Raw genomic sequence first — 19,189 nt, 5'->3', positions numbered from 1 at the left:
GGATTGCCTGGCAATAGATTTCCTCTCCGCGAACTGCGCATCCCGCCCGGAGGGCGTTGTCTTACAGGAAGATACTTTCACCCTTTAGTGTGACAGGGGATTTCCTGTAAGACTACAAACAGCCCTGTGTCCTGTTTCGGGACACAGAGCCTGTCTGATTTACTTTGCGTACATTTCCTCGTAATATTTCTGATAATCGCCGCTGGTTACATTTTTCATCCAGTCCTCATGCTCAAAGAACCAGGCAATGGTCTTTCGGATTCCTTCTTTGAACATGGTCTCCGGCTCCCAGCCGATTTCAGCTTTGATTTTATCCGGGGCGATGGCATACCTTCTGTCATGTCCTTTCCGGTCTTCCACATAGGTAATCAGATCTTTGCTCACCAGTTTCCGCCTTGGGTCGTCCTCCGGCAACATTTCCTGCAGGGTTTCGATAATAATATTGATAATTTCAATGTTCTGCTTCTCATTATGTCCGCCGATATTGTAGGTTTCACCCAGCTTTCCATGCTCCTGCACCATATCAATCCCTTTGGCATGGTCATCCACATAGAGCCAGTCCCGCACATTTTTCCCGTCTCCGTATACCGGAAGTTTCTTCCCCTGCAGCGCATTGTTGATAATCAGGGGAATCAGCTTTTCCGGGAATTGATAAGGCCCGTAATTATTGGAACAGTTGGTAATGTTGGCCGGAAAATGATAAGTGTCAATATAGGCCTTTACCAGAAAATCGGAGCTGGCCTTACTGGCGGAATAAGGGCTGTGAGGATCATAGGGAGTTGTCTCATAGAAATAAGCCCCGTCTTCCTCCAGGGAACCGTACACCTCATCTGTGGAAACATGCAAAAATTTTTTTCCTTCCTTAAAACTTCCGTCTTCCTGCTCCCAGGCTGCTTTGGCACAGTTCAGAAGCACTGCTGTGCCCAGCACATTGGTCTGCACAAACACTTCCGGATTGCGGATACTGCGGTCCACATGGCTCTCTGCCGCAAAGTGCACCACCCGGTCAATGTCATTTTCCTCAAATATTCTGCTAATCTTCTCCTTATCGCAGATATCAGCTTTTACAAAGGTGTAGTTATCTCTGGATTCCACATCTTTCAGATTTTCCAGATTTCCCGCATAAGTCAGTTTATCCACATTGATAATCCTGATTTCGTTATCATATTTCCGGAACATATAATGAATATAATTTGAGCCGATAAAACCGGCTCCTCCGGTTACAAGATAAGTTCTCATTTTCTGTCTTCTCCTTTATTTTATATATTTGTTTTATACATTTCGATACATTTTCCGGAGCCTGTTGAATTTATATCCCGGCACAATCTTTTTCCAGGAAGTGGCCCCTATAATGGACAGATATTTTTTGGTGTATTTATTCGTCTGAGAAGTGTCCATATATTTAAATACTTTAAAGGCTTCTTTTCCGTAAATTCCCATTTTCAGTCCCTGGGCAACCTCCACGGGATGGTCGGAATAACTCCGGATAATAAAAGCGTCAATCATGGGATTGCAGGCCGCAATATAGTAACTGTAAGCCAGGGCCGCCGCCTGATTGGTTTCTCCCCAGGTGGAAGAATATCCCTGCTCTGACAGGATAATGCGCACGGAAGAACCATAATTCTTCTTAATGTATTTCGTCAGCACATCAATATTTTTCATGGTGATGTAAGGGGTATTCACATCTCCCGTAATACCCAGTCCGTCCCAGAACTTGGTGTAGGTCAGAGGCGTGGAATAGGCATGGTATGCCAGGTGCCATTTCAGCCCTTTCTGTATCTTATTGAGCTGCTTGTTGAATGCCTCAATTACATGTCGGGCACTGTAGCCTCCCTTTACGGAAGTATTCCACAGATTATCCGTGCAGATGAAAATATGAGCGTTGGAAGACTGGCTCCGGATGGCATAGTACAAAGCCCGGAATCCATAGGCATAGGCCTTGAAGTAGGCAGTCTCCGACATGCCGCCCTTATAATTCCATCCTGCCGGATTGTTGACCTCATTTCCCAGTACCCAGTTGGACACGCTGCAGTTTTTCTTTCCGAATACCATGCCCAGATAACAGAAAATCGCTTCCATTTTCTCTCTGGATTTATTAGTGGTCACATTCCAGGTATAGAAAGGGGCTACTCCCCGGACTCTGGCTTTGGAGGCAATCAGATCCGTATGGCCTTCGGTCCAGTCCAGCATTACCTGCATGGTCACTGTCACATTGTTCCGGTTACAGTCCATGACAATCTCCCGGTAACTGTCCATGGGATTAAAATAATAGGTCTTCCCATTATACACATAGGGCACGGTTCCGTTGTTGCACACCATGGAAACTGTAACATTCAAAAAGGTCTGTTTCGCTCCGCAGTTATAGACTTCCTGCAGATTATCGGAAAACTGAATGCCTTTTTTCGTCCGTCCCGGATTGTATTTGGACTTGTTTTTGGCTGCCTTCTCCACATTTTTCACATAGGAAGTATTGCTGATCAGCTTGTATTTCCCGCTCTTTTTCACAGCAATGCCGAAGGTGGATGTGGCATAGCCCTGGTTCTCCGCTGTTTTCAGGTTAAATGTAATATTTTTCTTCTTGTAAACTTTGGAAGCTACTTTATATATTTTCTGATTCATGGGATTTATATACATCAGATAGTAGTAATCATCCGAGCTTGCCACCCTTTTTTTGATGGTGGCCTGCACACTCACCTTCCCGGAGCCTGTGGCCTTGCAGGTGGTAAGTTTGGCTGAATCTGATTTGGCTTTCTCCGTACATTTCACCCACTTGGCATAGACCACCAGATTCCCGGTCTGACCCGGTTTTATTTCACCAATCCGGCTCTTAAAATTGGACTTTTTATACCATCCGTCAAAATCATACCCTTTTCGGGTGGGCCTTGGCAGCACAAAGGGCGCGTCTGCCGTATAGGTTTTCCTGCTGGAGGAAGACAGCTTTCCTCCGTTTGTGTAATATGTAATGGTATAGGTAATGGGCGTCCAGCAGGCATACAGGGTAACGGTTTCATCTTTTTCCGTGGTAAGGTCATACACCTGCGCCCCGTCGGAAAAAGCCCTTCCGGTTCCGTTCTTTTCCGTATTCCATCCTGCAAAGAGAAAGCCCTTCCGCTTAAAATTATTCCGGTTCAGCGAACTGAATGTTCCGTATACATGGCTGCTGTCGGCCATACTGCCGCTGGTGGCCCCGTTTCCGTTATAAGTGACCCGGTAGGGGTTCCCCTCCCACATGGCATAGAGTACTACCACTCCGCCGTTTTCCTCTGTCAGAGATTTTACCTTCTGCTTGTTCTGATAGGAAATTCCGGTTCCGTCCGGCCTTGTATTCCAGCCTTTAAAGGTATAACCGGTCCGTTTGTATTTGTTGTTCAACAGCGCCTTATTCTGAGTATAGGTAAACTCCTGTTCATCCATTTCACCGGTTCCGCCGTTGGCGTCAAAACGGACCGTATAATTTCCCACTTTCCAGATGGCCTTCAGGGTAATCACCGCTCCGTCCTGGTCTGTCAGGTTCTTTACGGGATTCTCATCCTGATATGTAATATTCATCTCTTCCCATTTCCAGCCTTCAAAAGCATAGCCGGGACGGGTAAACTGGCAGGCCGCCAGATTCTGGTCTTCGTCATACCGGATGATCTGGTCTGCCATCTCTCCGGTTCCGCCGTTGGCGTCAAAGTGAATGGTATAGGCGATGGCTGTCCAGCACGCGTTCAGCGTCAGATCTGAGGTGATTTCCGGCAGGCTCTCCGGCCGGGTAAAATCATATACGATTCCGGCTTCATCCTTCCAGTTCTCCAGCTTATAACCTGTTCTTACCGGTACCGGAACCCTTGCGGCAACAGAGGTCGCCTCCTCTCCTTCTGTCACGATAATCTGACTGGAGGTTTCCGTGCTTCCTTCTGTCATTCCTCCGTTAAACTGAAAGGTAATGGTATATTCCGCCGGGTTCTCCGCTCCGGTCCTGGCAGAAGGCTCTTCGGGGATTTCTTCTCCGGAAGGCGTATCCTCCTGTCCGGAATCCTCCGCTCCCTCTGTCACATCCGTTCCCGGCTGCTGTACGGGTAATGGTTCCATGGCATACAATATTCCCACTTCTGTCTGAAACAGAAGTATCACTGCTAAAAACAGTGTCATAATACGTTTCATCATCGTTGTCCTTTCTTCTGTCGCTCATATCTTTTTCCACTGTGTATACTATTATATCATTTTCACTGCAGAAACCACAAGTAAAAATTAAGGCCTGTCTGCCCTTTCTTTATACCGGATAAATGTGATATAAATATGATAATATATCATTTCCTGTTCTCTGTTTCCGCAATAAACACCTTATCATTTTCAAATACCCAATGGAAAGAATCGAAATAATCCTGATGAAGCAGGTACACCGGATGGGTTTTGCATATGACGAAATACTTCGTTTCTTTATGGTTCAGCTTATCCATAATGTCATTCATTCCATAATCCCAGGTATAATAATCCGAAGAATCCTCCCCGGTCAGAGCCTCATACCAGTAACAGTATTCGTAATTGTCAATCAGGGAAATCAGCGGAACATTTTCTGTTTTTCCCATATTTTCCATCACATAATTGCAGGCTTCCAGATAATCCTTATCAAACACAATCTTCCGGTTCCGGTACTCGGTCACATTATGGTAATAAATATCAAACAGCTCGGAGGTGCGGTCGCCATAGCCAATACCCCGGTTCTGCACCCGCTCCTCCAGGTTGGTCACGCTGATTCCCAGCAGGATAACCGCCACAAACATTCCGGACAGCAGCAAATCTCTGGCCTCCTCATAAATCTCCGCCACCGCCTGGGCAGTAATAACGAATCCCAGCATCCAGACCGGATAGTAGAATTTAAAATAGTAGTAGGCCGAGGCTTTTTCCAGCACCGCAAGGACGCCGATGGAAAGCAACATCACCAGAAAACAGAGGAAGAACACCATAATCTCATCCAGATGCTTCCGCTTCGCTGCTTTTATCAGTTTGTAAATAACAAAGGGCATTATCCATATAAAATTGATAAAAAGTTCTCCATAAATACCTCCCTGCAGGTTCAGCGCATCCCCGATAGAGAGATTCTGCTTTTTCAAAAACAGAAAATAGCAGTAGTACACGGACAGGATACAGGGAATCAGGAAAACCTGCAGGGATATTTTCACCGTATCCCAGGAAAACAGCGTATGCTGTCTGCGGAATTCCAGACAGAGACAGGCAAATACCGCCACATAACTGACCGGGCCGAACAGCATATAGCACATGGTAATGGAAGTACAGCCTGTCATCAGAAGAAACAGCCCCGTTTCTTTCCGGACATTACCCGCCATAAATTCCTTTACCAGCGTAATCACATACTCAATCAGCAGTACGCCCATACCCCAGTAAAAAAAGCATAACAGATAACTGTGCATGGGGTAGCCGAACACATAGGCAAATCCTATGGTAATTCCCAGAATTTTCAGAACCGTCTTATTCAGGTATTCCCGAATCATGGCCATGAAAAACACTGCTTCCAGAATGAACATTACCCCGTCCACAATCATAAAAATTTTATAAGTGCTCACCTTTTCGATAAAAGGAAGAAACACTTCCGTCACCAGGGCATTGTGCATAGGGGCAAAATACATGGTGTCCAGTTTTCCGGTTCTCACAATGGTCAGGGAATTGCGCATATGCACCGCCCCGTCGCTGTTGTTAAACACAAAATCCATATGTACGGTAATACGGTTCAGCAGAAGCAGGAAAATCACCCCTGCAAAAATACAGGTATAGAGAATATCATATTTCTTCCATACATAAATCTGGGTTTCCCCGTCTTTTTTTATCTTAAAAAACAGCACTGCCGCCGAAGCAAGATAAATTACGCCCATACTGACAATATTGACCGGTATGTGCAGCATGTTGATAATTCCACCGCAAAAAGCACCCCAGCACAGCAGGGAAATAAAGTTCATCATCACCCAGATTACCCCGTTTAAAGGGTTCTCTGATTTCTTTATCCGGAATATTCCCATATACAGCAAGATGACACTTACCACAAAAAAAACTGAGCTTATGATCGAACCTTCCATGTTGTATTCCTCTTATCCTTTCTTCTTTTGCACGTCTCCATTACTTTTGCCTTTTCTTTTCCGGCTGCCGGGCAAACCGTCTGCCCAGAGGCTGTTCCACCAGCCGGTTCAGCAGAAAGCCGCACAGAACTGCCAGCGGAACTGTCAGCGCCGCATTCAGATACGGGTTCATCTGTCCTCCGAAAGCCTGACAGATGATCTGCTGAATGGGCCAGCCGCAAAGATACATGCCGTAAGACACCTCTCCCCTTCTGGCAAAACCGCTGCATTTATGTCTGGTTCCGAAGCCCAGCCAGGCCATCAGATAGGGAAAGCAGAAAAAAATCACAGGCTCCAGCAGATGGACTGCCGCTGCGGCTACAAGGAGAACGCCGCAGACTCCCGCCAGCCAGGGCCGGATGATTATTTTTTCACGATATATGTAATATACCATTCCTGCAAAAAAGAGGCCCACCGGACGCAGGGCGGCACTCAGCACCTGAGAACCTGCCAGCACCTTTACGGCTCCCAGATATCCGGCCCCAAACATAAGAATCATCCATCTGGCATTTTTTTCATTGACAAAATGCAGTTTCAGAGCCAGAAAGCACATGATATAGCACAAAAACTCCACCGGAAGGGTCCATAGGGGCCCGTTGACTGTGGGGTTATAAATATTTTCCTGAAATACCCCCGGCAGATTATGTACCAGCACCATAACAGAGTTCAGAAGATATCGGAATGTGCCCGGATTTGTAAAATAATCTCCCGGACTCAGTTCAGTCAGTATGGGGCCCGCCACAAAGGCCAGTACAAAAGTCACCACAGCCAGACATGGAATAATCCGCAGGATTCTGGCTTTGAAATAAGGGCCGGCTTTCTGCAGTCGTTCCGCGCTTTTGCAAATCAGGAAGCCCCCGTAAAAGAAGAAAATACACACAGCCAGATTCCCGAAGTGAATCTGGTCTTCTGTAAGCCTGCCCAGGATATCCACATGGCCTTCTCCCAGGCTGATGGGAAAGGCATGGCAGAGGATTACCAGAACCGCCGCACAGAACCGGATGACGTCCAGGTTATTCTCTCTGCCTCCGGTTATTTCACTTAACTTCATAACTCCTCCTGTTTATGCCATTCAATAATACTTCGCTGCCTTTGCATAAAAGTGCATGATAATCTTTACCACCCATTTTGGCCAGAACCGGCCTAAAATCTCAGATTCTTCTTCATATCTGGCATTGGTATGGGCAAAGAGCTTCGCTGTGGCATTTTCCTTATTCATTCTGTGATACAGCAGTACCTGGCTCACATACACGAATTCCCCCTTCTGTCTGGAAAGGCGCTGCCACAAATCCCAGTCCATGGAGGCTTTGTACTGCTCCCGGAACAGCTGGCCGGGCATTTCTTCCATCACGCAGACCACCGTAGGATGAGTGATAGGGTCTCCCAGGCACTGAATCAGCCATTTCCCGAATCCGGTGCGCCCCAGCCCCGGTATTTTCAGAGGAAGGAGCATAAGCCGCTTGATTTTTACCATGGTGGAAGGCTTTTTGTCCGCCACATCCTCATGCATTTCCAGATAATCTGAAAAGGAAATAATGGGCCTCCGGCTGCGGTTTAACGCATTCAGATTTTTCTCCACAAAGGTTTTTGCAATTAAGTCATCCTGATGGGCCAGCATACACAGAGGCGTATCTGCCTGCCTCATGGCAAAATTATAGTCCTTTACATGGCCTCCGTCAGGATTTACCCTTACTTCCAGGTTATATTTTTCCGCCAGCCCCCGGATATGGTCATTGGGGGTGGAGGTGGAAATCAGCACCCTGGGCTTTACTGTCTGCCTTTTAATCGCCCGGATACAATTTTCCAGATATTCACATGTTCCGTAGGCACAAATCACAACAGTGATATCCTGGCCTGTATAATGATGATACTGTCTCATGTTCTGTCCTTTCTTTCCTCTGCCTCACAGACAAATTGCCGGGAACTTACGGATTCTTCATAATCTTCTGAATCTTTCCGGCGTCTCCCCACACTGCCGGAGAGTCGTAGGGCCGGTCGGGAAAAGTGCCGTATTCCAGCCGGATATCATATCCATGGCTGCTGATAAATTCCTCCACCTTTTCGCCCAGTGAAACCGGCGTCCCGGTGCACACATTGATAATTCCTGTTACTTCCTCCTGCACACTGGCTTTTACAATCTGCTCCGCCAGCCGGTCAATGTGGATAAAGTCAAATTTATTTTTTCCGCTGGTAAAGGGAAAGGTTTTTTTCCCGTCCTCCACCGCCTGCACAATTTTGGCAAAAATGGAGCTTCCTCTTGCGTCGTCTCCGTAAATATAATAGGCCCGCAGCCAGTGCACCACCGTATCTTTGTGTTCCGTATACTGTAACAGGAACTGGCGCAGTGCATTTTTGGCAATGCCGTACATGGACTGGGGACTGCAGGGAGTATGTTCATCAATGGCTCCTTCCCAGTATCCCACCTCATGCATACTTCCCATAACGGAAACTGCTTTCACGCCTCCGTCAATCATATGCTGCAGGAATTCCGCATGGGCAGACAAATCTTTCATATGAGCGTCGGAATTGTGGACAAACCCATCCCTCCAGGCCAGGTGAATCAGTAAATCCGGTTTTCCCATCTGCTCATAAATATCTTTCTCTCCGGAAAAAATATCTGCTTCCTGCCGCCTGGCCCGCTCATCCACTCCTTTGTAATTCAAATCATTTACCAGAACCTGGTAACCGGCCTCCAGAAAGGCCCGTACCACATGACGCCCCATGTATCCGGCCGCCCCGGTAACCAATACTGTCTTTATTTCCATATTCTTTTCCTTTCCTGCTGCCTCTGGTTTCACTGTCTTTCTGTCAGAGCAACTTCCAGCTTCCTTTCCCCGTTCCCCTGCGGGCTGCCCCTTTCTGTTTCACTGCTTTTCCGCCAGGTGGTTTTCCTTTTCTTCCAGCTCCCGAATCCGCTTTTCCAGCAAAGCCTGGTGCTGTACCAGCTGTTTAATCCGGTCTGTCTGTCTGGACACAATGGAGGTCATGGACATTAAAATCACAATGATAAATCCGATACAGACCAGAAATACCCCGTTCACCGGAATGGAAATTCCAAAAGCGCCCATCAGCGTATACAGGGCATTTGGCCATATGATGAAAACCGCCAGGCAGATTCCCGCCAGCAGCCAGACCAGACTGTATTTCAAATCAATCAGCCTGCGCTTTAAAAAGTATATGACCAGTATAAAATAAATCAACACCCCTGCGCCCAGCGCACACCTTAATATTCCCGACATACTGCTTCCTCCCTTTCCTTTCTGGCGGCGCCAGAACTCCGATACCGGACTTTACTGGGAAATCCGGCACAGAAAGATTGCCAGCGTAACCTTTATCATATAGTAAACAGATTTTCCCATGCGGATGGAGGACACGCCTCCCTGCCGCTCCCGCATCAGCACCGGAAGCTCCACCACTTTTTTCCTTTTGCATAAAATATCCACCACACTCTCCGGCTCCGGATAATCCCGCGGATAAGATTTGGCAAACAATGCTATCACATCTTTCCCAATCATTCGAAGGCCCGACGTGGGGTCCGTAATTTTCGCCCCTGTCAGCAATCGAATCAGACAGGTGAAATAGCGGATGCCAATGCGACGGGTAACAGAAGACTGAAAGCCTTTCCGCTCAATAAATCTGGAGCCGATGACCATATCCGCCTGTTCTCTCTGAAGGGTATCTGCCATCTGCTGCAGAAAAGCCGGGTCATGCTGCCCGTCTCCGTCCACCTGTACCGCCACGTCATAGTCATTTTCATAAGCATAGAGATAGCCTGTCTGTACCGCTCCGCCGATTCCCTGATTGATGGGAAGATCTATATAATGAAATCCGTTTTCCACACAGATTTTCCTGGTATCGTCACCGGAGCAGTCATTGATAATCACATAATCGAAATCCGGCGCTGCTTTCTCTATTTCTTTTACCGTATTATAAATGCTTTCCCCTTCATTATAAGCCGGTATGATGACTAACTTTTTCATCTGTTTTTCCCTTCTTTACCTGTCTTTATCCATTTTTTTCCTTTTTCGTACAGATTTCGCATACCGCAATCAGCCAGACAATATACGCTGCGTATGCGCCAATCTGCAGAATGCTGACTCCGTTTTTTTCATAGGTACGTACCACCGGTTCCGCTGCCAGCACACAGACCAGAAAGTCCCCAATCATGCCGATTAAGAGCCATCGAATTCTTCTGAGGGCCACCACCAGTGAAGACAGAATCCAGATTAATGCCGTTAATATGGTACACCATACAATGGGCAGAAACAAACCATAATGCTCCAGAATATCCGGCCCGAACAGGAGTCTAAGACCTGGCCTGCCCAGAATCACTGCTCCCAGCGTCACCACCAGACACATACCTGCCAGCACCGCCAGAGATTTGTGGAACATGCTCCGGAACCGCTTCAAATCTCCCTGCTGATAAGCCAGGGAAAAGGCCGGCAGAAAGGGGTTAAATGCCACAGAGGCAAACACCTGAACCACCAGGGTAGGGGACGCCATGGAAGAATAAATCCCAAGCTGGTCTCTGCCGTACTGTTCCTTTAGAATTGTTTTCGGAATCAGATTTTCCAGGCTCAGCAAAAAGGAAAATGCCACAATGGGCACGCAGGCTGTCAGCAGATTCCGTATCCTGCTGTCTTTCAGGCGAATGGAAAACTCCTCCAGCTTTCCCGTATGAATCCAGTCATAGACAAAAGCTGTCAGCAGATTCAGCCCCGCCATAATCATAAGAGTGACCATGAGATTTCCGGTGAAAGCCAGTTCTGCACAGAAAGAGCCCACCGTCAGAATCCCCCGGATTATATAGGATTTTCCAATCAGATCATACCGCATGTATTTCTGGTTAATCCCGTGAAGCACGTCCACGATGGCTTCCGCCACCCGAATCATCATAAACGCTCCGATGCACAGCACTTCGTAAGGCGTGTTGCCGGAACAGAGGGAAGCTGCCAGGCAGCTGACAAACGCCGCCCCGCAGGTGAGAATCCTGCTGCTCACATACTGGCCGGCAGAATATTCCTCCGCCACGTCCGACACCTGAAAATTGCGCATACTGAATAAAGCAATGGCCGAAAAGCTGCTGCTGGTAGTCATGGCCAGGGAGAGGTCTCCCGCCGCGCCATAGCTGTCCAGCCACACCACCAGAATGGTAATCAGCCACTGACAGACGCAGTAAAATACACTGCCGCAGGTATTCCAGGCGATATTTTTCTTCATATTGTCCATACTGTCACTTTCCTTATGTCCGGTGTAAAATTCCCGGAGCGTGTTTTCAGGGGTTCCGGCAGATTACTTCTGCAATCTCCGCCCAGCTTTCCAGACAGATTACATCCGGCTCGGATCTTTCCCCTGAACCATACAAAATCCCGGTCACCGGTTCCCTGCTGCAGATACACAGATCCCGCTCCCTGTCCCCTACGGCATAAGACCGGCTCCAGTCAATGTCAAATTCTTTCGCCGCCTGATAAAACAGACCGGTTTCCGGCTTCCGGCAAAGGCAGCCCTCCTCCGCTCCATGGGGGCAGAAATATACTTTATCCACCCATACATCCTGTTCCTTCAGCCTGTCCAGAAAAAATGCTTCAAATTCCCGGTACTGTTCCAGGGAAAAATATCCTCTGGCAATCCCCGACTGATTGGTAATGACAATCAGGAGAAATCCCGCCTGCCGGATTTGTTTCAGAGCTTCTGCCGCTCCAGGCAGAAATTCCAGTTTTTCTTTCTGGTATACATATCCGAAATCCCGGTTGATGGTTCCGTCCCGGTCTAAAAATACTGCTTTATTCATGTCTGATTTTCCCTATCAGATTTGTGGTGGACAGTCCCCCCTCCAAATCTATAAATTTCACGGCGCCCCCATAGCTTTCCACCACAGCGCGCTCCGGAATATCTTTTTCTTCCCAGTCTTTTCCTTTTACGGTAACGTCCGGGTGAAGGGCCTGAATCAGGGGAACCGGCGTATCATCCTCCATCAGAATCACATAATCCACACATTCCAGCGCACAGAGCATACGAATTCTGTTCTGCTGCTCCACAATGGGGCGCTCCGGCCCTTTGAGCCGCTTTACGGAAGCGTCGCTGTTCACTGCCACAATCAGCACGTCTCCAAATTTCCGTGCCTGCAGAAAAGAAGCCAGGTGTCCTGCATGAAGCATGTCAAAACAGCCGTTGGTGAACACAATTTTCTTCCCTTTTTCTTTCAGACTGGCCAGCACATATCTGGCTGTGGTCACATCCACCAGCTTAAATTCTCCGCTGTTTACCACCTGTTCCATCAGTTCATTCAGAGACAGTGTGGCGGCGCCGAATTTGGAGCATACAATAGAAGCGGCAGTATTTGCCAGAATACAGCATTCCTCCGGGGAAAATCCTGCCGCCATCATCAGGGCCACCGCTGACACCACGGTATCTCCGGCTCCCGTTACATCCACCACATCCTTGCTGGCTGCCGGAAAGTCCTGTTTTCCCTGTTCCTGGTCAAACAGGGAAATCCCCTGTTCCGAACGGGTCAGAAGCAGATATTTCAGCTCGATGTCTTCTCTCAGCCTCTGTCCTGCCTCCAGAATCTCCTGTTCCGTGTGCAGGGCTCTTCCTGTCACATCCCCCAGTTCTTTTACATTGGGGGTACACACGTCCGCTCCTTTATATTTGCTGTAATCAGTTCCTTTGGGGTCAATAATCACAGGGATTCCCCTGCGGCGGGCGCCTTCTGTCAGAAATTGAGCCCCTTCTTTCGTCACCGCACCCTTTCCGTAATCGGAAATAATCACTGCCTGAATATCCTGAAAGAGGCGTTCCTCCTGCTGCCGGATTTCCTTCACATAATCATCCGGAATATCCTGAATTTTTTCTTCATCATACCGCAGAAACTGCTGGTTCTTCGACACAAGACGGGTTTTGGAAATGGTCTGCACCTGAGGATATTTTCTCATATACCCGGTTTCAATGCCTTTCTCCGAAAGCTCCGAGAGAATCCAGTCTCCGTCCGCATCATCTCCCACACAGCCCAGTACCCGCACACTGGCTCCCAGTGTCATGATATTGTTGACCACATTTCCGGCGCCTCCCAGTTTGGTCTGCCTGGCGGTCACCTCCAGCACGGGGACCGGCGCTTCCGGCGATATGCGGGAAACCTTTCCGTGAATGTATTTGTCCACCATAAAATCGCCGAACAGCAATACCCTGATATCTGCTATTTTATTCAACTTCTCAATCGTCATCTGTATCCAGTCCCTCTCTCTCAATCAAAGCCTTTATCTCTCTCCAGGCTTCCTTCTTACCTATTTTATCAATACAGGGAAACAGCTCAAATCCATGGTAGCGGCAGTAATTGTTACAGTCCTGGCACTTCATGTTCCGGCGCACCAGCAACGGATTTCTGCAGCCTTCCTTCTCATAGTCATATTTTGCATACCGATGATAGGTATACCCGCCGCAGATCATGGCCACCGGCACCTGCTTTGCCACTGCAATATGGTATGCGCTGGTATCGTTGCTGACTACCAGGGAAGCCCTGCCAATCAGTTCCACAAACTGCATAATATCCGTTTTGCCGATATAATCCATTATCTCCACATCCGAAGGAAGCAGGCTGCGGAATTCTTCAATCCCCGCCCTGTCATGCTCCGTTCCGCACAGTACCAGCGGTATACGGGTCTTACGGTATATTTTCTCCGCAATATATGCATACCGCTCCGGCGGCCATTTTTTTACGGCCATGCTGGCCACCGGAAAAATGATGAAAAATTTCTCCGGCGTCTCAAAAGGCAGCTCCACAGCAGGCAGCTCCGCCGGTCTGGCCACACAGGAGACAGCTCCCAGTTCCCGGAAAAAAGCGCCGTAATACCGAATCAGATGCATATGCTTCTGATTCAGCTCCACTACTCTGTGATATATTTTTCTGCGCAGCCAGTCCGGAGCCTGATGGTTCACGGACACGTCCAGCACGCCGATTTTTTCTTTTCCTCTGGCTGCCCGCGTCACAAACACATTGGTGGTACACTCCTCACAGCCCACCGGGTCTGCCACAATATCATAGGTTTCTTCCCGAAGTTTCCGGAATAATTCTTTTCTCTTTTTCAGATTTACCACCGCCCCGGAAAAGTCAAGAGGCAGCACTTTATCGTAAATTCCGGTGCTTTCATATAATGAAGAAAAGGCCGACTGGCATGTTATGGTAATTTCATACTGCTCTTTCGGCCATATTTCGCGCAGAGACCGGGAAACCCCGCAAAACATAATCCCATCTCCCAGCGCCATATTATATACAATCAGAACCTTTTTGCGGGACTTTTTTCTGCTCCCGTCACCCTTTTTCCTTCTGCAGAACAACAGCAGAACACCGTCTATCCAGTAAAACAGTACCCGGATATGCTGCAGAAAAGACTTTTTCCATAAAAGCTGATTAAACTTCAAAAACAGATTGGATATACTGTAATGATTTTCTCTCATAACTTACCTGCCATTTCCTCAGACTGGTTTTCCGCCATACCTTCTTCCACCAGTTCGCACATCATATGTACCGTCATGGTGTGAAATTCCTGGATTCTGGGCGTTTCTTCCAGAGGCACCACCATATTACAGTCGCAGAGTTCTTTCAGTTCTCCTCCGTCCCGCCCTGTCAGGCAGACGGTGACAAGTCCCAGCTCCCGCGCTTTTTTTACCGCCCTTATAATATTTTCCGAATTCCCGCTGGTGGAAATCCCCAGGAACACGTCTCCCGGCCTGCCCAGGGCCTCCACCTGCCGGGCAAAAATTTCTCCGTATCCATAATCATTTCCAACAGAGGTGAGAATGGAAGTGTCGGTACTCAGAGCCACTGCTCCAAGGCCTTTCCGCTCTTTCAGAAACCGGCCTACCAGCTCTCCTGCCAGATGCTGGGCATCCGCAGCGGAACCTCCGTTTCCTGCAATCAGTATTTTATTCCCCTGCCGCAACGCCTCAAGCTGGAGCCGGACAGCATGGGATACCTGCTCCGGATATCCGCTCTCCCGGACCTTTTCAATATTTTCCTTCTGCTGAAGCAGAATCTCATCTAATCTATGATACACAGATTTTCCTCCTGTCACATATCGCATAGTAACAGCTCAACATGTGATTTCACTGTTACTGTCACATACGTTATTTCCCTTAAAACCGCTCCATTATACCATCTTTTATCATATAATGCAAATTTCTGACTGCTAAGCTCAGTATTCCATCTGATAAATGTAAACCCCATTTTCCTCATACAGGGATTTCACCGGCAAATCCTCCAGCTCATCCAGGGAATGGGAAGCAAAAAGATACGTAATTCCCAGTTTTTTCAAATCTTCGCAGGACAGCCTCAGGTTAATTAAATCGGCCTGTACCAGCTCCATTTCTGTGTCTTCCTCTGTCAGAAATACCTGAATATGGGCATATCGGTTATAGATTTCTTCCTTTTCCCCCTTCGGGTCCAGTTTTTTCCATAAATCCATATTGGGAATATAATTCACGGAATTAACTGCGGGAGCCCCGCAGGCAATCAGGAAGTTTCCTGCTGCAATATTTTCCACCGCAAGCCATTTACTGGTGCTGTCCTGTTCCGTAATTTGGGCCACCGCTTCTGCCGCCGGCTTGCTTCTGATGGCATCCAGGCCGCACATCAACGGATTTACTCTGAGGCCTGTCACAATAAGCAGAAGGCTCAGCCCCGCCATGGCCCAGGGACGGAGATTTTTTCCAAATCCGGAAATGACAGGCAGCAAAGCGCTGAATACCAGAATTCCCAGAACTGCAAAATAAATCCATCTGGGATAATCCGGGTAGCATTGCCTGCTGTACCACACCGTCACAATTCCTGTCAGCAGTACCGTGCAGATTCCCGCCGGAAGGCTCAGTCCCTCCCACTCCTCACACCGCGATACTGCCGCAAGCAGCAGAAGTATCTGGGCAAATCCCAGAACAAGTGCCGTCCGCTCCGGTGTGGAATAAGTAAGCAGAGAAATCCTGGCCAGAAATTCCGGCAGTTCCACCATACAGTACAGAGACAGAAAGGTACTTCCTGCCAGCAGCAGCCCTGTCAGCAAATCCTTTTTCCGGCTGCGTACAAAAACCACCAGGGCCAGCACCCAGGGAATGGGAAAGAAGCTGACGAATCTTCCTGCCTCGCTGGGATTGGCATACTGCTCCAGCGATGTGAGAAAGGTGGGAAGATAACCCAGAAGCTGCTGAATGGTTCTTCCTCCGTAGCTGACCCGCTGACCCGGATATTTTGTATTCATAATGTCCGTCAGATATTCCATATCATTCAGAAGGTATACCCCGGCAATACTGATTAAAAACGCCAGGCACCCTGCTGTCAGCAGCCAGTCCTTCCATCTGTAACTGCGTATCTCCTGCCAGTGTTCCGCTATCATCCAGATTAAGACCATCAGATAGAGATAGCCTGCCGGCACCTGCCAGGCGGGATACAAATCCACCACCAGGAAACAGGATGCAGACACTGCAAGGCCCAGCCCCCATAACATGCGTTTTCTTCTGTCCTTCGCCTCCAGAAAGTACCACACAAACACCAGCGCGGCTTCTCCTGCCAGAATCCAGTTCATGGTGGACCACCACATATTACAGCTGGAAAACCAGATGAGAGAGGCGCCCAGCAGTGACAGCAGCTTTTTCTTCCTGGTCAGAATCAGACAGAATTCAAAGGAAAATAAAAAGCCGAAGACCATCTTAAAGCACCAGCGAAAAGACAGACCAATCTCAGAGCCAAAGAGATAAAAGCCCCAGTCCATGGGCTGGGCCAGTGCGGAATAGCTGCGGTACAGGCCGGAAGCAGACAGATTTGTGGTCTTTTCCGCCCGGACTATCTGGTTGTATTTCCCATAATCACTGTATTCCGCCGACAGAAACCGTGGCACCCCCAGCATCCACTCATCGCTTCGGATGGCTCTGGACTGGCCGGCAACAGGGGCCACGTACTGAGAGCCGTCTCCCGGCTGAATATATCGGTCAAACTGTCCGATGGAAGAAAAATGGTATCTGTTCAGCACCAGAAATGCGAACAATCCCAGAGAAATCCACACTCTTTTTTCAAATATCCACCGGTACATCTGCGGGATATCCAGAAAACAGTGGGCTCCCAGAAATCCAAACAAAAGTATCAGCAAAACAGCCCGGCGCAGAAACAGGCCCCACTGATATTCCATCTTCCCCTCATATGCAATACGGAATACCAGGTCTCCCGGCTGCTGTTCCCCATTAATATACAGTTCTCCCTCCGGATACTGGTCCTCCAGGGAATTCCAGATGGTTACTCCGTTCCGGAATCTGCCCGCATCTGATGTAATCACAACACGGTATCTGGTGGGCCCGGAGACTTCTATCTCCTGATCAAACAGGAAATGATACAGGGCGTTATCCTCCATGGAACCCGCATAATATGTCTTCTCTGCCAGAACCTGTCCGCCTGCTTCTTCCAGAAGTTTCACATGTACCCGGCCATACACTCTTTTATTGTAGGTGGCCATCAGCAGAGAGACTCCGGAAAAATTTCGGTCGGCAGTAAAGGTCTGGGCAATTTCCGTTCCTTTTCGGATTTCTCCCACGTTTGCCTGATTCTCTATACTCAGCCCGCCAGTCTTTGCTTCTCCCTTCCAGCTTCTCTGAGACTGCTGTATGATACAGCCTGCCATGACAACCATCAGCAGAAGAAATGCTGCCCCGCGTATCTTTCTTTTCATTCCGGAATCTCCTTACTTTGTCTACTGTAACTCGTCCATATATTCCTGCAATGCTGTTTCCCAGTCTGCCATCCGGTAATCCGTGGTCAGACGCAGCATATAATTGTCCAGAACAGAATATGCAGGCCTTTTTACTTTTGCGTTATATTCTTCTGTGGAAATGGGGATGACCTTTGTGGATTTCCCTGCCAGTTCAAATATCTTCGCTGCAAAATCCGCCCAGCTGCACTGTCCTTCACAGGTGGCATGAAAGGTTCCGTAATTTTCCCCCGGTTCCAGAAAATGAATCAGCCTTGCCAGCTCTTTCGCGCTGGTGGGGTTGCCGAACTGGTCATTGACCACCTTCACTTCCTGGTTTGTCTCGGACAGCCGAAGCATGGTTTTCAGGAAATTCTTCCCGTCTCCATAGAGCCAGGCAGTCCGCAAAATAAAGTGCTTCGGTGCAAATTCTTTTACAAACCGTTCTCCTTCCAGCTTTGTCTTGCCGTAAACACTGTCAGACCCTGGAGTATCAAACTCCCTGTAGGGCCTTGTCCCATTTCCGTCAAACACATAATCTGTGGAAATCTGAATGAGCTTTGCATCCACCTGGGCAGCGGCAATGCTCAGATTCCGCGCTCCGATGGCATTAATGCGGTAAGCCAGATCTTCCTGGCTCTCGCAGAGTTCCACTGCAGTGTGAGCCGCACAGTTAATGATAACATCCGGTTTTTCGTCCCGCACCATCTTTAAAACTGCATCCACATCTGTAATATCCAGCGCCTTCCGTCCTTCTCCCTCCGCCACATCCGTGTTAATCAGATATGCTCCATCATAAATCTGATTCAGTGCTCGTCCAAGCTGTCCATTGCAGCCTGTAATAAGAATTTTCTTCATAATCGCCTCCATATTAAATCTGATTTACAGAAATCGGAGACCAGTTTCATATTTTACAATCTGAAACCGGTCTCTGTTTTATTCTCCAAGTCCATTTTCCACTGCTGTTACTACCGCCTGCAGCGCTTCCTCTTCGTCCTCCCCTTCACAGACAAATTCTATGGAATCACCGGATTTAATACATGCTCCCAATACGCTCAGCACACTTTTGGCATTTGCAGTGCCTCCTTTAAAATTAAAGGTAATCAACGCCTGGTATTTCACCGCTTCTTTACACAAAATTCCTGCCGGTCTTAAATGCAGGCCCGTAGGATTTTTAATCGTTACTTTCTGACTAACCATCTTCGTTCCTCCAATACATTTTCTGCCAGGTTTCTCCCGGTCTTTTTCCGGATAAAACCATCAGGACTCCTCTTTTCAAAATGCTTCTCTCCGGATAGAACCCATCAGGACTCCTCTTTTCAAAATACTTCTCTCCGGATAGAACCATCAGGA

17 protein-coding genes are annotated in these 19,189 nt (G+C 48.2%); all 17 read right to left on the bottom strand.

All coding sequences use genetic code 11. The features are described from left to right. Positions 1–159 precede the first annotated feature (159 nt). Positions 160–1,239 (bottom strand): dTDP-glucose 4,6-dehydratase, encoded by a 1,080-nt coding sequence (gene rfbB, locus VSQ32_19455; GenBank protein MEH2944956.1) that lies wholly within the window; start codon positions 1,237–1,239, stop codon positions 160–162. A 33-nt stretch (positions 1,240–1,272) separates the two neighbouring features. Beyond that, entirely contained in the window at positions 1,273–4,149 is a 2,877-nt protein-coding gene (locus VSQ32_19450) for a DUF5722 domain-containing protein (GenBank protein ID MEH2944955.1), read from the bottom strand. Positions 4,150–4,292: 143 nt separating this feature from the next. Continuing rightward, positions 4,293–6,074 (bottom strand): hypothetical protein, encoded by a 1,782-nt coding sequence (locus VSQ32_19445; GenBank protein ID MEH2944954.1) that lies wholly within the window; start codon positions 6,072–6,074, stop codon positions 4,293–4,295. Between the two features lie 40 nt (positions 6,075–6,114). Continuing rightward, entirely contained in the window at positions 6,115–7,164 is a 1,050-nt protein-coding gene (locus tag VSQ32_19440; GenBank protein ID MEH2944953.1) for an acyltransferase, read from the bottom strand. A gap of 21 nt (positions 7,165–7,185) precedes the next feature. After that, complete coding sequence (locus VSQ32_19435) at positions 7,186–7,992, bottom strand: glycosyltransferase family 2 protein (protein MEH2944952.1); 807 nt, start codon at positions 7,990–7,992, stop codon at positions 7,186–7,188. 46 nt (positions 7,993–8,038) lie between these two features. Further along, the gene (locus tag VSQ32_19430) at positions 8,039–8,878 is read right to left on the bottom strand and encodes an NAD(P)-dependent oxidoreductase (GenBank protein ID MEH2944951.1); all 840 of its coding nucleotides are present in this window, start codon (positions 8,876–8,878) and stop codon (positions 8,039–8,041) included. 99 nt (positions 8,879–8,977) lie between these two features. Beyond that, positions 8,978–9,352 carry a DUF2304 domain-containing protein gene (locus VSQ32_19425; GenBank protein ID MEH2944950.1) on the bottom strand — a complete coding sequence of 125 codons (375 nt, stop codon included), beginning with the start codon at positions 9,350–9,352 and terminating at the stop codon, positions 8,978–8,980. 51 nt (positions 9,353–9,403) lie between these two features. Further along, entirely contained in the window at positions 9,404–10,093 is a 690-nt protein-coding gene (locus VSQ32_19420; GenBank protein MEH2944949.1) for a glycosyltransferase family 2 protein, read from the bottom strand. A gap of 25 nt (positions 10,094–10,118) precedes the next feature. After that, entirely contained in the window at positions 10,119–11,342 is a 1,224-nt protein-coding gene (locus VSQ32_19415; GenBank protein ID MEH2944948.1) for a lipopolysaccharide biosynthesis protein, read from the bottom strand. Positions 11,343–11,388: 46 nt separating this feature from the next. Then, positions 11,389–11,904 (bottom strand): HAD family hydrolase, encoded by a 516-nt coding sequence (locus VSQ32_19410; GenBank protein ID MEH2944947.1) that lies wholly within the window; start codon positions 11,902–11,904, stop codon positions 11,389–11,391. Continuing rightward, positions 11,897–13,336: a D-glycero-beta-D-manno-heptose-7-phosphate kinase gene (rfaE1, locus tag VSQ32_19405; GenBank protein MEH2944946.1), complete on the bottom strand. Its 1,440-nt coding sequence runs from the start codon at positions 13,334–13,336 to the stop codon at positions 11,897–11,899. The genes VSQ32_19410 and rfaE1 overlap by 8 nt, the downstream gene beginning before the upstream one ends. Beyond that, positions 13,326–14,567, bottom strand: a complete 1,242-nt coding sequence (locus VSQ32_19400) for a glycosyltransferase family 9 protein (protein MEH2944945.1) — start codon at positions 14,565–14,567, stop codon at positions 13,326–13,328. Before VSQ32_19400 ends, rfaE1 begins: the two co-directional genes overlap by 11 nt. Continuing rightward, the gene (gene gmhA, locus VSQ32_19395) at positions 14,564–15,166 is read right to left on the bottom strand and encodes a D-sedoheptulose 7-phosphate isomerase (protein ID MEH2944944.1); all 603 of its coding nucleotides are present in this window, start codon (positions 15,164–15,166) and stop codon (positions 14,564–14,566) included. The genes VSQ32_19400 and gmhA overlap by 4 nt, the downstream gene beginning before the upstream one ends. Positions 15,167–15,304: 138 nt before the next feature. After that, positions 15,305–17,818 (bottom strand): hypothetical protein, encoded by a 2,514-nt coding sequence (locus tag VSQ32_19390; protein ID MEH2944943.1) that lies wholly within the window; start codon positions 17,816–17,818, stop codon positions 15,305–15,307. A 21-nt stretch (positions 17,819–17,839) separates the two neighbouring features. Beyond that, positions 17,840–18,694: a dTDP-4-dehydrorhamnose reductase gene (gene rfbD / locus VSQ32_19385; GenBank protein MEH2944942.1), complete on the bottom strand. Its 855-nt coding sequence runs from the start codon at positions 18,692–18,694 to the stop codon at positions 17,840–17,842. Between the two features lie 78 nt (positions 18,695–18,772). Further along, on the bottom strand, positions 18,773–19,036 hold the full coding sequence (locus VSQ32_19380) for an HPr family phosphocarrier protein (GenBank protein MEH2944941.1): 264 nt from the start codon (positions 19,034–19,036) through the stop codon (positions 18,773–18,775). Beyond that, entirely contained in the window at positions 19,029–19,184 is a 156-nt protein-coding gene (locus VSQ32_19375; GenBank protein ID MEH2944940.1) for a hypothetical protein, read from the bottom strand. The genes VSQ32_19380 and VSQ32_19375 overlap by 8 nt, the downstream gene beginning before the upstream one ends. Positions 19,185–19,189 lie beyond the last annotated feature (5 nt).

This window comes from Lachnospiraceae bacterium JLR.KK002, from assembly GCA_036941025.1.
GTDB lineage: Bacteria > Bacillota > Clostridia > Lachnospirales > Lachnospiraceae > Petralouisia.
This window is presented reverse-complemented; position numbering and strand designations above follow the sequence as displayed.

Bases quoted from the DNA above. Each gene is read 5' to 3' on its own strand.
- rfbB (MEH2944956.1), bottom strand. From the start codon at position 1,239: ATGAGAACTTATCTTGTAACCGGAGGAGCCGGTTTTATCGGCTCAAAT.
- VSQ32_19450 (MEH2944955.1), bottom strand. From the start codon at position 4,149: ATGATGAAACGTATTATGACACTGTTTTTAGCAGTGATACTTCTGTTT.
- VSQ32_19445 (MEH2944954.1), bottom strand. From the start codon at position 6,074: ATGGAAGGTTCGATCATAAGCTCAGTTTTTTTTGTGGTAAGTGTCATC.
- VSQ32_19440 (MEH2944953.1), bottom strand. From the start codon at position 7,164: ATGAAGTTAAGTGAAATAACCGGAGGCAGAGAGAATAACCTGGACGTC.
- VSQ32_19435 (MEH2944952.1), bottom strand. From the start codon at position 7,992: ATGAGACAGTATCATCATTATACAGGCCAGGATATCACTGTTGTGATT.
- VSQ32_19430 (MEH2944951.1), bottom strand. From the start codon at position 8,878: ATGGAAATAAAGACAGTATTGGTTACCGGGGCGGCCGGATACATGGGG.
- VSQ32_19425 (MEH2944950.1), bottom strand. From the start codon at position 9,352: ATGTCGGGAATATTAAGGTGTGCGCTGGGCGCAGGGGTGTTGATTTAT.
- VSQ32_19420 (MEH2944949.1), bottom strand. From the start codon at position 10,093: ATGAAAAAGTTAGTCATCATACCGGCTTATAATGAAGGGGAAAGCATT.
- VSQ32_19415 (MEH2944948.1), bottom strand. From the start codon at position 11,342: ATGGACAATATGAAGAAAAATATCGCCTGGAATACCTGCGGCAGTGTA.
- VSQ32_19410 (MEH2944947.1), bottom strand. From the start codon at position 11,904: ATGAATAAAGCAGTATTTTTAGACCGGGACGGAACCATCAACCGGGAT.
- rfaE1 (MEH2944946.1), bottom strand. From the start codon at position 13,336: ATGACGATTGAGAAGTTGAATAAAATAGCAGATATCAGGGTATTGCTG.
- VSQ32_19400 (MEH2944945.1), bottom strand. From the start codon at position 14,567: ATGAGAGAAAATCATTACAGTATATCCAATCTGTTTTTGAAGTTTAAT.
- VSQ32_19390 (MEH2944943.1), bottom strand. From the start codon at position 17,818: ATGAAAAGAAAGATACGCGGGGCAGCATTTCTTCTGCTGATGGTTGTC.
- rfbD (MEH2944942.1), bottom strand. From the start codon at position 18,694: ATGAAGAAAATTCTTATTACAGGCTGCAATGGACAGCTTGGACGAGCA.
- VSQ32_19380 (MEH2944941.1), bottom strand. From the start codon at position 19,036: ATGGTTAGTCAGAAAGTAACGATTAAAAATCCTACGGGCCTGCATTTA.
- VSQ32_19375 (MEH2944940.1), bottom strand. From the start codon at position 19,184: ATGGTTCTATCCGGAGAGAAGTATTTTGAAAAGAGGAGTCCTGATGGG.